At 52.9% G+C, this 18935-nt stretch carries 14 protein-coding genes; 3 read left to right on the forward strand and 11 right to left on the reverse strand.

The window, feature by feature from the left end; genetic code table 11:
• Window positions 1–162: 162 nt before the first annotated feature.
• The 11 genes from IR195_RS09795 to IR195_RS09845 form a co-directional block, all read right to left on the reverse strand.
• Window positions 163–1272, reverse strand: a complete 1110-nt coding sequence (locus IR195_RS09795; protein ID WP_206049640.1) for an FAD-binding oxidoreductase — start codon at window positions 1270–1272, stop codon at window positions 163–165.
• A gap of 83 nt (window positions 1273–1355) precedes the next feature.
• Window positions 1356–2861: an aldehyde dehydrogenase gene (locus IR195_RS09800; protein WP_206049641.1), complete on the reverse strand. Its 1506-nt coding sequence runs from the start codon at window positions 2859–2861 to the stop codon at window positions 1356–1358.
• 26 nt (window positions 2862–2887) lie between these two features.
• Window positions 2888–4216, reverse strand: coding sequence for an NAD(P)/FAD-dependent oxidoreductase (locus tag IR195_RS09805; protein ID WP_206049642.1), 1329 nt, complete (start codon window positions 4214–4216; stop codon window positions 2888–2890).
• 24 nt (window positions 4217–4240) lie between these two features.
• Entirely contained in the window at window positions 4241–5131 is an 891-nt protein-coding gene (locus tag IR195_RS09810; RefSeq protein WP_206049643.1) for a dihydrodipicolinate synthase family protein, read from the reverse strand.
• 309 nt (window positions 5132–5440) lie between these two features.
• Entirely contained in the window at window positions 5441–6463 is a 1023-nt protein-coding gene (proX, locus tag IR195_RS09815; RefSeq protein ID WP_206049644.1) for a glycine betaine/L-proline ABC transporter substrate-binding protein ProX, read from the reverse strand.
• A 46-nt stretch (window positions 6464–6509) separates the two neighbouring features.
• Complete coding sequence (gene proW, locus IR195_RS09820; RefSeq protein ID WP_206049645.1) at window positions 6510–7478, reverse strand: glycine betaine/L-proline ABC transporter permease ProW; 969 nt, start codon at window positions 7476–7478, stop codon at window positions 6510–6512.
• Between the two features lie 34 nt (window positions 7479–7512).
• Window positions 7513–8670 carry a quaternary amine ABC transporter ATP-binding protein gene (locus tag IR195_RS09825; RefSeq protein ID WP_241006825.1) on the reverse strand — a complete coding sequence of 386 codons (1158 nt, stop codon included), beginning with the start codon at window positions 8668–8670 and terminating at the stop codon, window positions 7513–7515.
• 239 nt (window positions 8671–8909) lie between these two features.
• A complete protein-coding gene (locus IR195_RS09830; RefSeq protein ID WP_206049646.1) occupies window positions 8910–10118 on the reverse strand; it encodes an aromatic ring-hydroxylating oxygenase subunit alpha in 1209 nt (402 codons plus the stop codon).
• Window positions 10119–10583: 465 nt separating this feature from the next.
• Window positions 10584–11969 carry an MmgE/PrpD family protein gene (locus IR195_RS09835; protein ID WP_241006826.1) on the reverse strand — a complete coding sequence of 462 codons (1386 nt, stop codon included), beginning with the start codon at window positions 11967–11969 and terminating at the stop codon, window positions 10584–10586.
• A 358-nt stretch (window positions 11970–12327) separates the two neighbouring features.
• Complete coding sequence (locus IR195_RS09840) at window positions 12328–13089, reverse strand: SDR family NAD(P)-dependent oxidoreductase (RefSeq protein ID WP_206049647.1); 762 nt, start codon at window positions 13087–13089, stop codon at window positions 12328–12330.
• A gap of 135 nt (window positions 13090–13224) precedes the next feature.
• A complete protein-coding gene (locus IR195_RS09845) occupies window positions 13225–15255 on the reverse strand; it encodes an NADH:flavin oxidoreductase (RefSeq protein ID WP_206049648.1) in 2031 nt (676 codons plus the stop codon).
• A gap of 352 nt (window positions 15256–15607) precedes the next feature.
• On the opposite strand from IR195_RS09845, the gene IR195_RS09850 reads away from it, so the two are divergent.
• The 3 genes from IR195_RS09850 (at window position 15608) to IR195_RS09860 (ending at window position 18927) form a co-directional block, all read left to right on the forward strand.
• Complete coding sequence (locus IR195_RS09850; RefSeq protein WP_206049649.1) at window positions 15608–16393, forward strand: pyrroline-5-carboxylate reductase family protein; 786 nt, start codon at window positions 15608–15610, stop codon at window positions 16391–16393.
• Window positions 16394–16669: 276 nt separating this feature from the next.
• A complete protein-coding gene (putP, locus tag IR195_RS09855; protein ID WP_206049650.1) occupies window positions 16670–18181 on the forward strand; it encodes a sodium/proline symporter PutP in 1512 nt (503 codons plus the stop codon).
• Window positions 18178–18927, forward strand: coding sequence for an electron transfer flavoprotein subunit beta/FixA family protein (locus IR195_RS09860; RefSeq protein ID WP_206049651.1), 750 nt, complete (start codon window positions 18178–18180; stop codon window positions 18925–18927). Before putP ends, IR195_RS09860 begins: the two co-directional genes overlap by 4 nt.
• Window positions 18928–18935: the final 8 nt, after the last annotated feature.

Here is an 18935-nt window from a genome sequence, read left to right on the forward strand (position 1 = left end):
TGACCTGTGACTCGGTGGATGGGCTGGTTCAGGTATCCTGCATTGAGCACAATGCCATTGAGTGTTGATGCGGTGACAGAAAAGCGGCGCTGATTAGGCGCCGTTTTGCTTCTATCAGTGTCGGATCAGATGCTGTGATTCAGTCTGATGTAGGAAAAAGCTTCAACAGTCCACTTCTACATTCTCTGTCACGCTCGTACAGCAGCTAAGCACATATCCTTCCTCGATCTCTTCATCACTGATGCCGCCATTGTGATTCATCTCTCCTTGACCCGAGGTAACTTTCACCCGACATGTGCCGCAAATGCCCATGCCGCAAGCCTTGGGAATCGTCAATCCGACGATAGCAGCTGCTTCATGAAGCATGGTGCCTTTGGGAACCTGGATCGACTTGCCTGACTCCTGGAACGTAACCCAATGGCTATCGATATCTACTTCCTCCACCTCGGCCGCTCCTTCGGCCTGTTCCTCGGCGGCGGCGATATCGGACGGCGGAGTCGCGCCAAATGATTCTTCGTGGTAATGGGTAAAGTCAAACCCAGCGTCGGTAAGCAGCTGTTGAATGGCGGCCATGTACGGGGTAGGGCCACAGCAGAAAATTTCGCGCTCTTTGAAATCGGGAGCAATAAGCTGCAACATATCCCGGTTCAACAAACCCCGATAGCCACTCCATACCTGCCCAGTTTCGCTCTGCTCGCAGATTAGGTGCAGCTTGAAATTTTCGATACGCGTTGACATGTAGTCGAGTTCGGCACGATAGATAATATCGCTGGGTGTTCGTGCGCTATGGGCAAACACCATATCGACTTCGGCATTAGTGTTGAAAAACCAGCGTGCCATCGACATTACCGGCGTGATACCAACACCGCCAGAAAGAAAGAGCACTTTCTCGGCAGGATAATCGATACAGTTGAACTGTCCGACAGGTCCATGAACTGGAATCAGATCGCCTTCATTGAGGTTGTCATGAATCCAGTTGGATACAATGCCACCTGGAACTCGCTTGACTGTGATTGAAAAACTGTAAGGAATCGAAGGAGCACTGGAGATCGTGTAGGAGCGCATCAACTGCTCGCCCTCTATCTCTAGTTCCAGCGTTACAAACTGACCTGGTTTGAAGAAGAACAGCACTGGTTGCTGAAGGCTAAAGCAATATGTCCGGACGTCGCGCGTTTCTTGGGTCACTTTCAAACAGCGAACAAGATGGCGCCCATTGGTCCACGTTTGCGTATTAACCGGGTTGAGATAATCAGAGCTGTTAAAGCTGGTCATGTTGTTATTCCTCAGGCGGCCCTGCCGCTTCCAGCCAGTAGAAGCGACAGACAACGACTACTTGGTGCATTGGTTAATAATAATTAAGATAGCTGAATCCAGGTTGTTTTTAACTCGCAATATTGGTCATGGGCGTGGATTGACTTATCGCGCCCTCCAAAGCCAGACTGCTTATACCCGCCAAAGGGCGTGGTAATATCGCCTTCAGAGAAGCAGTTGACCGATACTGTACCGGCACGAATAGCCGACGATAGGCGATAAACTGTATTCAGATTTTCGCTCCAGAGCGATGCTGCCAACCCGTAGCAGGTATCGTTGGCAATACGGATGGCTTCTTCTTCGGTATCGAAAGGGATGATAGCTAATACGGGGCCAAATATTTCATCCTTAGCGATCGAAGCATCAGCCGGCACATCATCAAAAATTGTCGGGGGAATAAAGTAGCCGCCGCTCTCCTGATTGACCCGCTCACCACCGACAATCGCTTTTAGGCCTTCTGCCTTGGCATTCTCTATATGTCCCATCACCTTATCCAGGTGCGCCTGTTCTACCAGGGCGCCTAGCTGTATTGACGGATCCATTGGGTCGCCTAGTGCCCACTCCTTGTCGAGCAGGCTGAGCATTGCTTCAAGCAGCTTGGCCTTTACAGAGCGGTGGACGATCAGGCGCGAACCCGCCGAGCAGTTCTCTCCCATGTTCCAGAAGGCAGCAGCCAAAACATTGCTGGCGATAACGTTAACATCACCGCTGTCTTGCATAACAATCTGTGGGTTCTTACCGCCGCATTCCAACACCACACGCTTTAGGTTGCTGGCGGCTGAGTACTCCAGAAAGCGGCGTCCGGTAGCGGTTGAACCGGTGAATGCCACTAGATCGATATCTGGGTGTAGGCCAATTGCTTTGCCCGCCGTATGGCCAAGCCCCGGCACGACGTTTAGAACGCCGCTGGGAATGCCTGCTTCCTGAGCCAGTTCTGCTATACGTAGCGTACTTAGTGAGGTTAGCTCCGAGGGTTTTAGGATCACACTATTGCCTGTTGCCAATGCCGGGCCAAGTTTCCAGCCCACCATCATGGCTGGGAAGTTCCAAGGCAGCACCGCTGCGACAACACCAATGGCTTCGCGGGTGATAATGGCTAGGTTATCCTTTCCGGTAGGGGCTACTTCGTCGTACAACTTGTCGATGGCTTCAGCGTGCCAACGAATGGTGTTCGCCGTATCCGGAATATCGACGTTATAGCATTCGCTGATCGGCTTGCCTGCTTCAAGTGCCTCTAGTATTGCTAGTTCGAAACAGTGCTCTTCAATCTTTTCGGCAAAACGGATGAGGATCGTCTTACGCTCAGCCGGCGCCAGCCGGGACCACTCACCACTTTCGAATACCCGTCGGGCAACCTTAACTGCAAGGTCTACATCCTTGGCATCACAAGAGGCGATTTGGGTAAGCACTTTGCCGGTAGCAGGGTTTAACGTATCAAACTGCTCTCCCGATTGAGCCGGGACGAACTGGCCATCGATAAACGCTAAACGACGATACTCTAATTGTGCAACCTGCTGCTGAATAGTCTCTTTTGTCAAAACATCGGACATTGTTATTCTCCTCTCTATTAGCGATATTAACGCTCAGTACCGGCTTGCCACTCTTTCCAAGCAAGTGTGGATCGCACCCCAATTCCCAGTATTGGTTCAGGCGGATTTGATTGGGGTTGTGGCTGTAGCAACATATAGTCAAGTAGCTCGCTTTGGACACCAAGCGCGTATTCGGCAATCAGTTTCCCTGAAATGGTTCCCCGGGTTAGTCCCAGACCGTTCTGGCATAGAGCGCTGAATACACCTGGCCTGATCTGACCGAAAGGTGCGCCGCCATTACGAGATACGCACAGAGCACCGCCCCAGGTGTATTCCAGGGTGACCTTTGGCAACATGGGAAAACGCTTTTCAAAGGAGTGCTGATGGGAGGCTAGGGCGCGCTTTAAGCGCTGAGCGCTGGCGCTCACACTGGGATTGTAGGTGAACGAGTTGCGAATACAGATACGACCGTTGCCAAGACGCCTGACCGTGGTTCCCATAGGGTCGGCGGGAATCAGTCCCCAACGCTCTTCTCCGCCCAGTGTGGCCTGCTCTTCAGCACTTAAAGGACGAGTCAAACTGCCGTAGGTATAGACAGGCAGAATGCGCCCCTTAAGACCCAGCTGGCCGAACTGTGCGGCATAAGCGTTATTAGCTAGAATTAGCTTGGGTGTTGTTATCTTCCCCTGATCGGTAGCCAGAGTATGTATAGCTGCTAGTTGGATATTGCGCACCGGACTATCTTCGTACAGTTGAACATTTTCGGGGAGGGTTGCGCCTAAACCTCTAGCCAGCGCTGCTGGCTGAACCAAAACCGCACCAGGAGCGTGAAGCCCGGCTTTGTAAAAGGAAGTGCCGGTAAGTCGCTTCATGGCTTCGCCATCAAGCTGCTCATATGGCTCATTAAGTGCACTCAGTCCTTTAGCGAATGCTTCAAGTGCCTTGATACCGTGGGGTTCTACTGCTCCATGAAGCTTGCCATTTTCTTGCCAGTCACATTCGATGTTGTTGCGCGTGACTATATTGCGCATAAAATCGATGGCGCCCCGGTTAAGGCAAATTTGTCGAAAGTCAGCTTCCCGGGCGCCAGTGTAGCTATGCGATGTTAGATCATGGGGTAAATCAATCATGAAGCCTGAATTACGCCCCGCTGCGCCAAATCCAACGCGGCGTGCCTCTATTAGCGCAATTTGTTTATCTGGCTGCAGCTCGGCCAAGCGACGAGCCGCCGCCAACCCCGCTAGCCCTGCGCCTAATACGACCCAGTCAGCCTTCACATTGCCCTGAAGCGGTATGGCTGGCGCTGGTGCTGGTAGGCTTTCGTACCAACCGCAACGGCCATCATCTTGGGGAATTATATTGCATGGGAGCTGCATAGTGAGTTCTCCACCAACGATGGCTTAGCGGCGGTAAGCTACTAACGTTTCGTATGCGTTCTTGAACGTAGTCTTCTCTTCGTCAGTGAGTGGAAGCAGCGGGCGGCGTGCCGGACCAACCGGGAGGCCTGCGAGTTGACAGCCATACTTGATGTACTGGCAAAACTTGCCTCCCTGCTCAAGCAGGTTCAGCAGCGGCAGGATACGTTCAGCTAGTTCACGACCTGTTACAAAATCCTGCTCGACAACGCACTTCTGGTAAAGAGCGACGTGCTCTGGCGCTAGGAAGTTGGAAGCACCCGCTACCCAGCTGCGCGCCCCCCAGGTGAAGAACTCAAGCACTTGGTCATCCATACCGCAGCTAAGTTGGAGCTGGTCAGTAAATTCGGTTGCCAGGGCATGCATCCGGTCAATGGAACCGGTGCTTTCTTTAATTGCTTGGATGTTAGGGCGATCGTTCAGCGCCTGGATAAACTCCATACTCATAGGCGTTCCCGTACGGTCGGGGAAGTTGTAGAGCATGATGGGCATATCCAGTTCGCCGTCTATGTAGCGGACATGAGCCAGCAATTCATCCTGAGTAGGCTGGCAGTAGTAGGGCGCGGCGACTAAAAGGGCATTGTAGCCAACTGTTTTGGCATGCTGGCCTAGCTCCAGACACTCGTCGGTGGTGGTGGCGTTGATGCCGGCCATGATGGGAAGACGTTTTTGAACGTGTTTGGCTACGTAGCTAAGTGTTTGCTTACGCTCGTTCTTACTCAGTGCGTAATACTCGGCGGTCGTGCCACCAATGATGAGGCCGCTGACTTTCTGGTCAATCAGTGTGTCGATAACGCTTCCCAGCTTGTCGAGATCAACGGAGTTGTCATCAGCAAAGGGAGTAACAACTGGTGTCCAGATACCATCGAAGTTCATAATAATTACCTTATTGTAAGCCGCATTGTTGTAGGAAAAGGGGGAGTATGAAAACGCTTAGAAACGTTTAATAACCACCAGATCGTTGTCAGAGAATAAACACGCCTTCTTAACTTAAAAAGAAACCTTTTTTACTAAGTTTCAATGACTAAAAGTTATGATTATTTGGCTGGAGGAGATAGATGATTAAAGAGTGGCGGGTATCGGTTAATGTAATGGTGTATTGAAAGTTAAATATTAAGTTTTCAAGTGATTAGCCAATAAAATGCCCGCCTATGGGCGGGCATGGGTAACCATTTTAGATAGCAACTATTCGGCGTTCCGCGCCTGATTGATCCACATGTCGAACTGTTCGCGGTGATTCTCTACCCACTGTTGGGCATGGCGGCGAATGTCATCGCTGCTGTTCTCGCCGTTCTGCATTAGCAGGTTCTGCGCGCTTTCGTCATCGGTGGTGATGTTTAAAAGCGAGAGGAACGTACGTGCTGGAGGGTTCTCCTCGGCAAACTCTTTGTTCATCACAGCCTTGACGTTATCAACAGCGAAACCGATATTCTTACCCTCGTGCATGGTGTTGGCGTCATTGCTACCATCGGGTAGGTCGGTGCGGGGCACTTCTAGCCACATAACGTCCTCGCCAGGAACAAGCTCCGCGGAAACCCACTGTGGAACCCAAGTATAGTAGAGAATCGGCTCGCCCTGTTCGTAGCGCGTCATAGTGTCAGCCATCAAGGCAAAGTAGGAACCACGGTTCTGTGTGACGGTATCTTCCAGGTCGTAGGCTTCGAGGTGGTGGTCGATGGTCATTTCACAACCCCAACCTGGGTTGCAGCCCGTTAAATCTGCCTTGCCATCACCGTTGGTATCGAAAAGTGCGGCGATCTCCGGGTTCTTCAGATCCTCAAGCGAGGTAATGTCGTGCTCAAGGGCGGTCTTGATATCAATCAAGTACCCCTGAATGACGTTTTCCATGATATTACCTACCTTCATCATTGTATCGTCGCCGCCCGCTCGCTCGTAGAAGTTGGCGTGGAGGTTGTCCCAAAGGTGTACGGTAAAGTCAGCATCTCTGTAGGAGAGGGCCATCATCATTGTGGGGTAGTCGGTCTCTCTTGCCTGTTCAACCTCGTAGCCCAGCTCGCTTAATCCGATACGAGCGATCTCGCCACGAAAGTGCTCTTCGGCAATGGAGGGGAAGATAGGTGTGACGGTGATGCCTTCGCCAGGTTGATCATCGTTGGCACTGACGATGGAGACGGCCAGCAAGCTGATAGTCGAAATGACTGCAGGGTAAGTCCAGCGTAATTTGCGTTGTGCAGAGATGAGTTTCATCAAATAGCTCCTGTTATTATCGAAGGCGCATGTTCACGCCATTGTTTTACGCTTTCTTAAGCTTCTTGATTTCGGTTTGAGACACAATGGGGCGTATGCCGAATAGCCGTAGAGCGACCCCCAGTGGCCCCTTGTGATACCAGCGGCGCGGATCACCCGCCACTGCACTGCGTTCACCCATGGCCTGGGTCAGGCGATCTAGGAAGACAGCGAGTAGCACAAGACCTGCCCCCCCTACAGTGGCAAGGCCCATATCCAGTCGACCAATACCGCGCAGTACCATTTGTCCTAGGCCACCTACGGAAATCATTGAAGCTATGACCACCATGGAGAGCGACAGCATGAGCGTTTGGTTGAGCCCTGCCATGATGGTGGGTGTAGCCAGAGGTAGCTGGACTCGTTTCAGCATCTGCCACGGGGTGCAGCCAAATGCCCGCGCGGCCTCAATCTTGTCGGCTGGTACCTGGCGAATCCCCAGGTTGGTGAGGCGAACCAATGGCGGCAGTGCGAAGACGATAGTGACCAGCACTCCCGGCACGTTACCGATTCCGAACAGCATGACTACAGGCACTAGATAGACAAAGGCCGGCAGGGTCTGCATGGCATCGAGTACCGGCCGGACAAGCTTTTCTAGCCGGTCATGGCGGGCGCAAACTATGCCCAGTGGAACGCCTAGCAAAGCGCAAAAGAAGACGGCGGTTAGCACCAGTGAAAGTGTGGTCATCGACTCGCTCCAGACACCGATCAGCCCGAGCATGATCAGCGTAATGGCACAGAACACACCCATTCTCCGACCGGCGATCTGCCAGCCCAGCAGTGAGCCAAGCAGGATGCCGATGGTAGGCGGCACGGATTGAAGAATGCTTTCGATACCGTTGAGCACTTGATCGATAGGCCAGCGTACAGCGCGGAACACATCTCGAAAGTTGCTGACAAGGTACTGCAAGCTAGCTTCTACCCACTCCCCAAGGGGGATTTGGAGGATCTGAAACGGATCAAGAAGTAGTTCTGACATAGTGTCTACCTGCCCTGTTATATCGTTGTTTGGTTCAGTGACGGCTGAGCGATTTCAGAATGGTGTCCTTTGAAAGGATGCCCTGCAGTGTGCCATCGGCGGCCACCACGGGAAGTGGGTAAGGCACTGCTGCTGCCAGCCCCAATACTTCATGCAACGGCGTCGTGGATGACACAAAGCAAGAATCACTCAGGGAGATTGTTTGCGGCACGCTTCCCTGGGAAGTGTTGCTGCTGTCAATGAGGCCGACAAAGCGCTGTTGGCTGTCTGTGAGGTAGGCGAAAGGTGCTGGCTGCTCAAGCGATTTTGCAGGTTGCTTCACCACAATATCGGACTGAAAATAGGCCAAGTCGCCCGCGGTCAGAATCCTGGAGGAGTCGACGCTCTTGAAGAAAGCTTCTACATAGGGAGAGGCGGGGTTGTTGAGAATCTCCAGTGGAGTGCCTACCTGAACGACACGGCCTCCTTCCATTATCGCAATTCGGTGGCCTATACGGATCGCTTCATCCAGATCGTGGGAAATAAAAATGATCGTGCGCTGCTGCTCGGCTTGAAGACGGATTAGCTCGTCTTGCATTTCGGTGCGGATAAGTGGGTCAAGGGCTGAAAAGGCTTCATCCATCAGCAGGATGTCAGGGTCGTTAGCGAGAGCTCGGGCTAATCCGACCCTCTGTTGCATACCGCCTGAAAGTTGATGAGGGTAGCTATATTCGTGCCCCGATAGCCCCACCTGACAGAGCGCCTCACATGCTCGTCGGTTACGCTCATTTTCTTCAACATGAGAGACTTCTAGCCCAAAGGCCGCGTTTTCCAGAATAGTCATATGTGGCATTAGGGCAAATGACTGAAACACCATGCTCATGTCTTGTCGTCTAACGGTAAGTAGCTCCTTGTCCGATAAACCGGTAATTTCATTTCCGTTTAGGTAGATACTGCCTGAGGTGGGTTCGATGAGCCGGTTAAACAGCCGCACCATGGTTGATTTTCCCGAGCCGGATAGTCCCATGATGACGAAGATCTCGCCGCGTTTTACCGAGAAGCTTGCATCAAATACCCCGATGACGTGGCCTGTCTTTTCGAAGATCTCATCTTTTTCGGCGCCATTATCCAGCATGGCCATTGCTTCTTCGGGTCTCGGTCCAAACACCTTATAGATGTTTTTGACCGATAAAATTTCATCGTCAGTGTTCATCTTAAACCTCTTATATGTTTATTGGTTAAGCTGATACTGGAAGTTATTTACGAATATAAGTGTTGATTGATGGTTGTTATAAACGTAGTTAACTGGTCAGCAATTTTTTTAAGGCGATCGCTTAACTCGCTATTCTTGTTCAGGCGATAATGGTGGCCTATTTATGCGAACGGTTACTAATGAGGCTAAATAAGCAGGTGAATGAGTAGTCGCATTAGCATCCACCTGCTGGACTGACCTTAAGTAGTCAACTTGCGCTCCATGGTTTCGCAATACCAGTCGTCAAATTGGCAAACGCCATTCTCCGCGACGGATGAGTAGGGGCCTGGTTCATAACTGGGTGATTGAATACCTGCCTGGCTACCTTCCACTAGTGCTCTGTCCTGGTCGTTGGTCGCCAGCCAGACTTTGGTAAGATTTTCAATGTCGTAATCAATACTTTCCTGGGCGTCCTTGTGGACGATCCACTTAGTTGTTACCAGCGTCTCATCTGGTCCTATGGGGAGCACGCGGAAGCTTAGCGCGTGATCGCCTAGAAAGTGGTTCCAGGTCGAGGGATAGTAGAAGTATAAAAGTGCGCCGATATTATCCAGGCCACTTTTGTCGAGTCGCTTGGCGACGGCGGGCTTGCCATCCATTGTGTAGCTCACGGCTCGCTCGGTAAGGGGGATACGCGTCATTCGGAACTGGCCATTAACATCCATCTTCAGGCGGCTGGGTAATCCTGCTGATTCGCAGCGATCCCAAAACGCCAGCAGCTCAGGGTCATCATCACCGGCCACGCCTGCAACTGCTAAGTTTTCCACAAACGAGTTCAAAAGCTCGGGGTGGGAGCCGTCACAGTGATAACACTCGCGATTATTCTCAAACACTAGCTTCCAGTTGCCGCGCTCGATCAGATTAGACTCATAGGCAACCTTGCAGTTGTCGAGCTTATGCGGCTCTATGAACGGCTTTAGTGCCTCCAGGAAGGGCTCGATTGCCGGTGGCTCATCGGCTACACACACGAAGATGTAGCTGTTCATGATGGCGCAGTGTGCTGTCTTCAGCGGCAGGTCCTGAGGATTGAAATCTTCGCCCATATTGCCAGCGTAAAGTAATTTACCATCCAGTCCGAACGTCCACTTATGATAGGGGCAGACAAGCTTGGCTACTTTGCCGCTGGCGCTCTGGCACACTTTCGAGCCGCGATGACGACAAGCGTTATGGAACGCACGTATTTCACCGTCGTTACCGCGAACGATAGCAATCGGATAGTCACCAATCTGGAGGGTAAAGTACTGACCCGCTTTTTCTACCTCGAAGGTATGGCCTGCAAATATCCACTCTTTATGCCATATCTGTGCTAAGTCATCACGGTAAGTGCCATCATCGCGGTATAGCTCACGGGGAAGTGCATGCTGTGGTTTGCGTTGTTGGACGAAGCCAAGCGTTTTATTGTTAGCCAATTTTCCAGCTCCTCATTTACTTTCGCTACGCCTGTTTTAAAGTCAAGCGAAGCCGCTTGTCGATGTCAGCGAAACGGTCTTTTGCTGTCTAACGCTGTTTTAGGTTAGAAATATTTGTTTAACAGCTTTGTGCTTACCTTCGAGTCTAGGTAGGAAGCTCTTCGCGGGGAATCGACTTTTTCTCTGGAAGAACGATAACCTTAAGTTATGAAGAAGCATGGGGCGTGAATTAGCACACTGACTATTTATTAGCGGCTAAATCATCGGGTTTGTCATAATTAGTTGCATCTTAATAAAACGGCCGTTTGATTCATCGGAAATGGTGTCGAAGCCACTTTTAATCTGATGGCCATATTAGGTAAATAGAAAATAACGTGCTGCAGCAGCCAATTAAAATAGTTCTTCATCAGTGAAGGCAATCATTGCCAAAAAGGGCAGTTCATTTGTGCAATGTAGGTTGGGCGACTACTTGGCTGAGCCAACGGCTGTAGGCGTCGTGCGTGGCTTTACTGATTGGGCATAGAGAAGGTCAAACAGTCCTTGGCAGTGGCTGCGAGTGGGCAACTGCGCTATCTCATGTTCGATGGCATACCGCACCGTTTTGGGCAGACTGGGCGCGGAGAGTCGGTGGAACTTTGCGCTCAGCTCGTCAGGCGTCATGGCGGTCGCTGGGTCGCCTTTTGCCGCGGTGGTGGGGCTCTCAAAACGCTCGCCACTGGTCAGCGTGACCGTTACCCGGGAAAGAATCTCCTCAGGGAAACGATCTGAAAGATCGCGTGCTTCCCGAATGATGATACGCCGACTTACGTTAAGAATATCCGCGGCTTGAATCGCCTCCTCGGTGACTTCTGCAGGACCTACCTGACCGCGTGCGATTAGTGCCGCCAGAGGAAAGGCCAACGCATATTGCGCTTCGTCAGGCGTCTGAGGAAAGTGCCCCTGCAAGCGCATTGACTCATGAAACGTCTCAACCTCAATGCTATCGATCCGCTCACCGCGAATCTGCGAATGCTGATCAAGTAATTTGGTCATTGCCGTCAAAGCGGGCTGAGCCCAACGGCAAACCGGCCACGGTTTGAAGTATTGCGCATCGATTTCCCAGCGACTGCCCAGGTCCTCCCAATAATTGGCCGTCAGGCCTGACTCAACTGTCGTAGCAGGCGCACCGGTAATTCCAGCACAGGCCAGCAGGATTGCGTTAATCCCAGCGTAGGCACCGGCGCCGTGGGCATCGCGCAGCATGGTCGGGTGATCAATAAGGCGCATCATTGGACAGCGAGGTGCGAAATATTCGGCTATACCCAAGGCATGGCGAAACGAGGTTTCGTCTAGCTTCAGTAGTCGGGCCGCACCGCAGACCACCCCAATCCCAGAAAACGCTCCCGAGGCATGATACTCCGGGGTTGTCGCCATCAGTGCAGTACCTGCTCGAAGAGCCGCTTCATAGCCAATACACAAGATGGTCAAGAGTTCCAGGCCACTGATAGTGCGCCCCTGCTGTTCGTAAGCGTCTATCAGTGCCAGAAGGGCAGGTACGACTGTGGCGCCAGCATGGCCCTTGGAAGTGAAATGGCCTTCATGAGCATCCAGGCTGTCGATACAGAACCCACCTGCCCAAGCCGCGCCCAGTGGATGGACTGCCCTCCCGTCAAAAAGAATACGGCTACAAAGGTCAGTAGCAGGGTAGTGACTGACGGCGTATTGCTGGATACGTTGGCTTGTCGAATTGCGGAAAGCGCCCGCCGCAACGCCGAGAATGTCTAGCAGGCTAGCCTGCACCAGCTGACGTGTAGAAGCGGGAATACGCTGAATTTCTAGGGTCTGGATAAAGGCATGTAGTGAGATGGTCATGCGTCCTCCTTCAGTCTCTTGCTATATAAGCAAGGGGCGTGTTTTCTATTGGCGGTATAAAAAGCAGGAGGTGGGGCCACATCCTGCTACGCCTATAAAATGAGGGGTTTTCTGGCTGCCTGTCTAACGACTTTTTGTCGCAATTTGATAGACGAGAAAGTGATCAATCAAGCGTCGATTACATATCGCCGTGGGAGTGAAAGCAGTAGACCAACGCGCAGAGCTTCGATACCTTCAGCGGTACTACCGCCAATATGCACCGTGTGGGCATCGCTAGACAGGTTATTCAACCTTGATAGCTGAAACCTAGCCGAGGACGCATCGTGAGGGGAGTGTTTTCTGCAAGTAGAAATAACAATTAATCGAATGGTAATGACAGCTTAGCGGTGCGGCCTCCATCAACTACTAGCACTTGCCCAGTGATAAAGCGAGCCTCGTCAGAGGCTAAAAAGACGACACAAGAGCCAACATCGGTTGGCTCTCCAGTATGACCGACAGGGTGTAGCCGTAAAAGCTCTTTGTGAGCGACTTCAGGGCTTAGCTGAGCCTGTATATAACCACTGCTTAAATCAGAGTTAATCCACCCTGGCGCAACTGCGTTGCAGCGGATACCGTCGCGGCCTAGGTCTACAGCTAATGCTCGTGTGAAGCCATGAATAGCGGCTTTCGAACTGCAATAGGCAATATGCCTGGGGTTCGCGCTTAATCCTTCAACTGATCCGATATTGATAATACTGCCACCTCCACGTTGTCGCATTTGAGGCAGCAATGCTTTGGCTAGAAAAACAGGGGCACGCATATTGACAATCATCATCCGGTCCCACTCTTCCTCGCTCATATCGTCAAGTGACTGTTCAAACATAATACCCGCATTATTGACGAGTATGTCAGCACCTCCAAAGACGTTATTAACGTGTTCAGCAATAGCGTAAGGCGCATTGCGATCGATGAGGTCGCTTTTCAGCCAGCTAACATTGGGATTTGCGTTGAGGTCGTCGCCTAGGGGTTGGCGTTGGGCTATCAAGACTTGAGCATCAGCTTTAAGCAACATTTCGGTGATGCCGCGACCAATGCCTCGTCCGCCGCCCGTAACAACAGCAACTTTATTGCGAAGTTTCAATGGACTCTCCTTAACCAAATGATAGTGAAGCTGAAGGTAGCTCGGTGGGTACAGGCACCACCGATCAGTTATTGCTATATTCGCTCGCCGAAATAGTGAGCCGACATAGGGCCGGCTCACGTTGGCACCTGGAACCTACAGGTCCTTGACGATACGCAGGGCGTCGTAAATCGCTGCGTGGGTATTGCGGTGCGAGATGGCGTCACCGATCCTGAATAGTTGGAACTTCCCATCGGTGGCTGCTGGCTGGGGTGTGCCTACTATTAGATTGTCATAATTGACGGCGCCCTGATTGCTCGACAGTGGCTTTAACTCCTCGTAAAGGTCAGCCATGGGTAAGGTGCCAAAATTGACCACCACCTGATCCACTCGCCGCTCTTTGACGACATTGGTGTAATCACTGCTGACCGAAGCGACTAGTTCCTTGCCATCAAGCTTGATGCTGATTAGGCGGAAGGTGGGGGTGAAGGTGGTATCCAGCATTTGTAACGTGCGCATATAGGGCACTAGGTTCATGGCCATGACTTCCGGTGCCAGGGCGCGGTCGGCTGTCATGTACTCGACCTTACCTCCCGCTTTGGCGATGATTTCAGCCGCCTGCAGTGCGGTATGGTCACCGGCATCGTCGTAAACCAGCACATTATTGCCGGGTTTTACGTGGCCCGAGAGCAGGTCCCAGCCGGTAACGGCCAACTCGTTGCCTTCTGCCAGCGCCTCTTCGTTAGGCTGCCCGCCCGTTGCCACGATGACGACGTCAGGCAATTCGGCCAGCACTTCATCTTGTTCGGCAAAGACATTAAAGTGGAATGTAACGCCCATGGCCTGGCAGCGCTCGAAACGCCAATCAATGATGCCCATCATTTCTCTGCGACGCTCGCTCTGCGCCGTCAAGCGAATCTGACCGCCGGGGGCGTCTGCAGCTTCAAACACGACGACTTCGTGGCCGCGCTCGGCCGCCACCCGGGCCGCCTCCAGTCCGCCTGGACCTGTGCCGATGACTACCACCTTGCGCTTGGTATCGGCGGGGGGAATGGTATGGGGCATGGTGGTTTCGCGGCCGGTGGCAGCGTTGTGAATACAGTACGCAGCGCCGCCCTGGTAAATACGATCCAAACAGTAGTTGGCGCCCACACAAGGGCGGATCTCCTCTTCCCGGCCTTCGATAACTTTCTTCATTAGGTGTGGGTCGGCCATGTGGGCACGGGTCATGCCGATCATGTCGACCTTTCCGGATGCAATTGCATGACGAGCTGTGGCCACATCCTGAATCTTGGCACCATGGAAGGTTGGAAAATCGACTTCGCGCTTAATGTCACCTGCAAAATCTAGGTGCGGCGCGCTGGGCATACCCTGGATAGGAATTACGTCTGTCAGGCCTGGGTCGGTATCGATATGGCCTTTGACAATGTTCAAGAAATCGACCAGCCCGCTGTTTTTCAGGCGGTGGGAAATTTCCATCCCGTCCCGAGCGTCGAGGCCTCCGGCTAAGCACTCATCACCCGTATAGCGGACGCCTAGAAGAAATTTATCGCCGACACGCTTGCGAATGCTCTGAAGTACTTCAAAGGTAAATCGAAGCCTATTTTCCAGGCTGCCGCCGTAAGGCGCATCTAGCTCGTTGGTCAGCGGCGACCAGAACTGGTCCATCAGGTGGCCGTATGCTTGAATTTCCATGCCATCCAGACCAGCAACGTACATGCGCTCGGCTGCGTCGGTGTAATCCTTGATCAGACGCTCGATATCCCACAGCTCGGCTTTTTTCGGGTAAGCGCGGTGGGAAGCTTCCCGGTGGTTGGAAGCAGAAACGGCTGGCAGCCAGTCGCCTTTATCCCAGCGGGTGCGGCGGCCAAGGTGTGTCAGCTGAATCATGACCGCCGTGCCGTGCTCATGGCATGCCTCGGTCAGGTCGCGCATCCACGGCACCACTTCATCCTTGTAAGCCAGAATGTTGTTGAATACCGGCGGGCTATCTCGGGAAACCGCAGCCGACCCTGCTGTCATGGTAAGCGCCACACCTGCTTTTGCCCGTTCAACATGGTACGCCCGATAAAGTTCCTTAGGCATGCCATCTTCAGGGTAGGCCGGTTCATGAGAGGTCAACATTACCCTGTTTTTTAAAGTGAGATGCTTTAGTTGCAGCGGCTGTAGCAAAGGGTCGTTTTTCACGGTCGTCTTCCCTTGTTGTTTTGGTGGTTGACATACGCTAGTCTTCAATGTACATATTTGTCAATATAATTGACATTGGTGTACATGACAATAGAAGACTTACTGGTGTGGCTGACTCATTTCCATCACAAAGAGGGCAATACGTGCAAAACGGACGCGCCACGATTAACTAAACGGGTTGGATTGATGCTGCTTATTGGCTGCTGATGGCCTCGCAGGTCAGTGCCGTCCATGATCACGTAAAGCGAAAAGTAGCCGTCTATATTCACTCGCGGATCTGGAACGCTTAGCGGCATGCCATAAAGCGCGGTTATGCCAGAAGAGATGGCCGCACAACAACAGGAGGTGACAGATGAAACCACCATCGAGGCTCGGCATCATCGGGGGTAATGGTTGGTTAGGCAGTGCGCTGGGGGAGGCCGTATTGCGCAGTGGTTTGATAGCACCCGAGCAGCTGGTGGTAACGGCTAGTCGCCAGCATGACCATTACCAGGACTGGCCAGGCGTAGCCTGTGTCGATAGCGCCGAGGCCTTACTGAAAGTGGTCGATACTGTCGTGGTGTCGGTGCGGCCCGAGCAGTTTTCGCAACTGTCGCTTGCGCTTGAGAACCGACTGATCATTTCGTTGATGGCCAAAGTGCCAATGGCCACGCTGGCCAAGGCAACCGGAAGCGAGCGAGTTGTGCGTGCCATGCCCAACGCGGCAGCAGCTATTGGGCGCTCCTATACCCCCTGGTGCGCAACGACAGGCGTCAGCATGGAAGAGCGCGCCTTCGTTCAGCGCTTGTTTTCTGCCTGCGGTGTAAGCGATGAGGTGGAAGATGAAGCGCAAATTGATTACCTGACTGCGCTTACGGGCAGTGGTCCTGCATTCCCTGCACTATTGGCCGATGCACTGATTCGTCATGCTATTGCTCAAGGGATTTCTCCGGCGATGGCTAAGCGGAGCGTACTCCAAGTGCTGTCAGGCGCGAGTCAACTGATGTTGGAGGAAAGTGCGTCGCCAACAGAAATGGTTAGCCGCTTTCTTAATTACGGTGGTACCACCACTAAAGGTTTGAACGCCATGCTACAGCGTGGCTTTCGTGAAGCAGTGCAGGAGGGAGTGGAAGCCGCTCACGGTGCGGCCAAGTCCTGATCGTATAACGCTACAACAAACACAACGCCTAGCTAACGCCCAGCCATACAACGCTTTCAACGCGCTATAAAAAAAGGAGAGGGTATGTACCTATACAACAGCAGTAATCAACTTCCGGCAGTGGCTCCTTTTTGGGGCCGAGAGGCTGTACGACGGTAGGGCGATGGATATATGCCACTGCGCGGTGACACGGTGGCGCCCCGCTCATGAATATAACAAATCGCAGCGCTATCGCGCACTACTAGACCTGCTTGGTGTTTAAAAGGAGCCAGTTAAATGCTGGATAACAACAGCGCGATCGTGATTATCACGTTCGCCCTTTATTTTGTCGTGATGTTCATTATTGGCATCGTCGCTTGGAAGCGCTCGTCGGACTTTTCGGACTATGCACTGGGAGGACGTACGCTTGGACCCTTCGCAACGGCGATTTCATCCGGTGCCTCGGAAATGTCGGGCTGGCTGATGGTAGCCATGCCGGGGGCTGCCTTCCTGTCAGGGCTATCATCGTTCTGGGTGGCTGGCGGCTTGCTAATGGGGACCATTCTGAACTGGCTGATCGTGGCTCAGCGGCTTCGGGTTTACAGTTTTGTGGCGAATAATTCTCTGACAATTCCTGAGTTTCTTGCGGAACGCTTCCAGCAGCATACCAAGATATTACGTGTTATCGCCTCGTTGTTCATTATTGTGTTCTATCTGTTTTACACCAGCTCCGGACTAGTGGCGGGTGGAAAATTACTGAATACCGTCTTTGGAATGAGCTATTCGCTGGCCGTCATCCTCGGCGTGCTAGCGATCATCTCGTATACCTTCTTCGGTGGTTATCTGGCTGTCTCCTGGACCGATGTACTGCAGGGCATCATGATGATTTTTGCCCTTGTGGCCGTGCCCGTGGCGGCCGTGATGGAGCTAGGCGGCATCAATGCTGCGATGGTGTCCGTCCAGCAGGCGTCGCCCCAAGCCCTGCAGTGGTTGACCGACACGGCCAGCGGTGAAAGCCTGACCTGGATTGCCATTGCAAGCTCGCTCGCCTGGGGGCTAGGCTACTTTGGCCAACCTCACTCCCTGGCTCGCTTTGCCGGTATCAATGATCATCGTAACATTCCCTTTGCCCGGTGCGTGGCGGTCACCTGGACAGCCATCGGACTGGTCTGTGCTCTGCTAATCGGAGTACTCGGTCACGGCTTCTTCCCGGAAGGGCTAGATGATCAGGAGCGCATCTTTATGTTCATGGTTGATGTACTGTTCAACCCGGTCGTATCTGGCGTGCTGCTGACCGCAATTCTGGCAGCCGTCATGTCGACTGCGGATTCACAACTGCTGATCTGCTCCTCGACAATTGCTGACGATATCTACAAGGCGGTCTTCCGTAAAAACGCCACCCAAAAAGAGCTGCTGCGGGTAGGCCGGTTGGCTGTACTTGGCGTTTCTCTTGCCGCGTTGCTACTTGCGCTGGCGCCGGGCTCAGAAGTACTTGGGCTGGTCTCCTACGCGTGGGCGGGGTTTGGCGCATGTTTTGGACCCACTCTGATCCTAAGTCTTTACTGGAGGCGCATGAACCAGTGGGGAGCACTTGCAGGCATCGTTGTCGGCGGCATCACGGTTATCGTCTGGTCGCGGCTATCGGGTGGGTTGTTTGATCTGTACGAAATCGTTCCGGGATTCATTTTATCGCTTGGCGCAATTGTTGGCGTCTCATTGAGTACGGACGCCCCTCAGGCTTCGGTCTCGCGCCAGTTCGATGAGATGCAGGCAGCGCTTTACAATAAACAGCAGGAGATAAATGCATGAAAGTCCTCGTCGCGGTCAAACGCGTCATCGATTACAACGTCAAAATCCGAGTCAAGGCGGATAACTCCGACGTCGATCTTACCAACGTTAAGATGGCCATGAATCCCTTTTGCGAAATTGCCGTGGAAGAGGCCGTCCGCCTTAAGGAAAAGGGCGTGGCGACGGAGGTGGTGGCCGTCTCGATTGGCCACAAAGCATCTCAGGAACAGTTGCGCACCGCTCTTGCCTTGGGGGCCGACCGCGCCATCCATGTACAGACCGATGAGCGTGCAGAATCCCTCGCTGTTGCCAAGCTTTTGGCGAAAGTAGTAGAGGACGAACAGCCAGGCCTAGTGATCCTTGGGAAACAGGCGATCGACACCGACAACAACCAGACCGGGCAGATGCTGGCGGCGTTGACCAACTTGCCTCAGGGAACCTTCGCCTCAGAGGTGACTGTCGACGGCGACGAGATCAGCGTCACCCGGGAGATTGATGGCGGCCTACAGACCGTGGTCCTATCCTTGCCCGCTATCGTCACCACCGATCTGCGTCTGAACGAGCCGCGCTACGCCAAGTTGCCCGATATCATGAAAGCTAAGAAAAAGCCGCTGGATATCAAGACGCCCGCGGATCTGGGCGTGGAGGTCACCTCACGAGTCAGGCTGCTAAAAGTCGAGCCCCCAGCCGAGCGCCAGGGCGGTATCAGGGTGGCCTCGGTCGACGAGCTGGTCGACAAACTGAAAACCGAAGCCAAGGTGCTTTGATAAGACGT

It is taken from the genome of Vreelandella venusta (assembly GCF_015689495.1).
GTDB classification, from domain to species: domain Bacteria; phylum Pseudomonadota; class Gammaproteobacteria; order Pseudomonadales; family Halomonadaceae; genus Vreelandella; species Vreelandella venusta.

What these genes read in the sequence shown, in the direction of transcription:
- IR195_RS09795 (WP_206049640.1), bottom strand. Translation starts at nt 1,272, where the DNA reads ATGACCAGCTTTAACAGCTCTGATTATCTCAACCCGGTTAATACGCAA.
- IR195_RS09800 (WP_206049641.1), bottom strand. Translation starts at nt 2,861, where the DNA reads ATGTCCGATGTTTTGACAAAAGAGACTATTCAGCAGCAGGTTGCACAA.
- IR195_RS09805 (WP_206049642.1), bottom strand. Translation starts at nt 4,216, where the DNA reads ATGCAGCTCCCATGCAATATAATTCCCCAAGATGATGGCCGTTGCGGT.
- IR195_RS09810 (WP_206049643.1), bottom strand. Translation starts at nt 5,131, where the DNA reads ATGAACTTCGATGGTATCTGGACACCAGTTGTTACTCCCTTTGCTGAT.
- proX (WP_206049644.1), bottom strand. Translation starts at nt 6,463, where the DNA reads ATGAAACTCATCTCTGCACAACGCAAATTACGCTGGACTTACCCTGCA.
- proW (WP_206049645.1), bottom strand. Translation starts at nt 7,478, where the DNA reads ATGTCAGAACTACTTCTTGATCCGTTTCAGATCCTCCAAATCCCCCTT.
- IR195_RS09825 (WP_241006825.1), bottom strand. Translation starts at nt 8,670, where the DNA reads ATGAACACTGACGATGAAATTTTATCGGTCAAAAACATCTATAAGGTG.
- IR195_RS09835 (WP_241006826.1), bottom strand. Translation starts at nt 11,969, where the DNA reads ATGACCATCTCACTACATGCCTTTATCCAGACCCTAGAAATTCAGCGT.
- IR195_RS09850 (WP_206049649.1), top strand. Translation starts at nt 15,608, where the DNA reads ATGAAACCACCATCGAGGCTCGGCATCATCGGGGGTAATGGTTGGTTA.
- putP (WP_206049650.1), top strand. Translation starts at nt 16,670, where the DNA reads ATGCTGGATAACAACAGCGCGATCGTGATTATCACGTTCGCCCTTTAT.
- IR195_RS09860 (WP_206049651.1), top strand. Translation starts at nt 18,178, where the DNA reads ATGAAAGTCCTCGTCGCGGTCAAACGCGTCATCGATTACAACGTCAAA.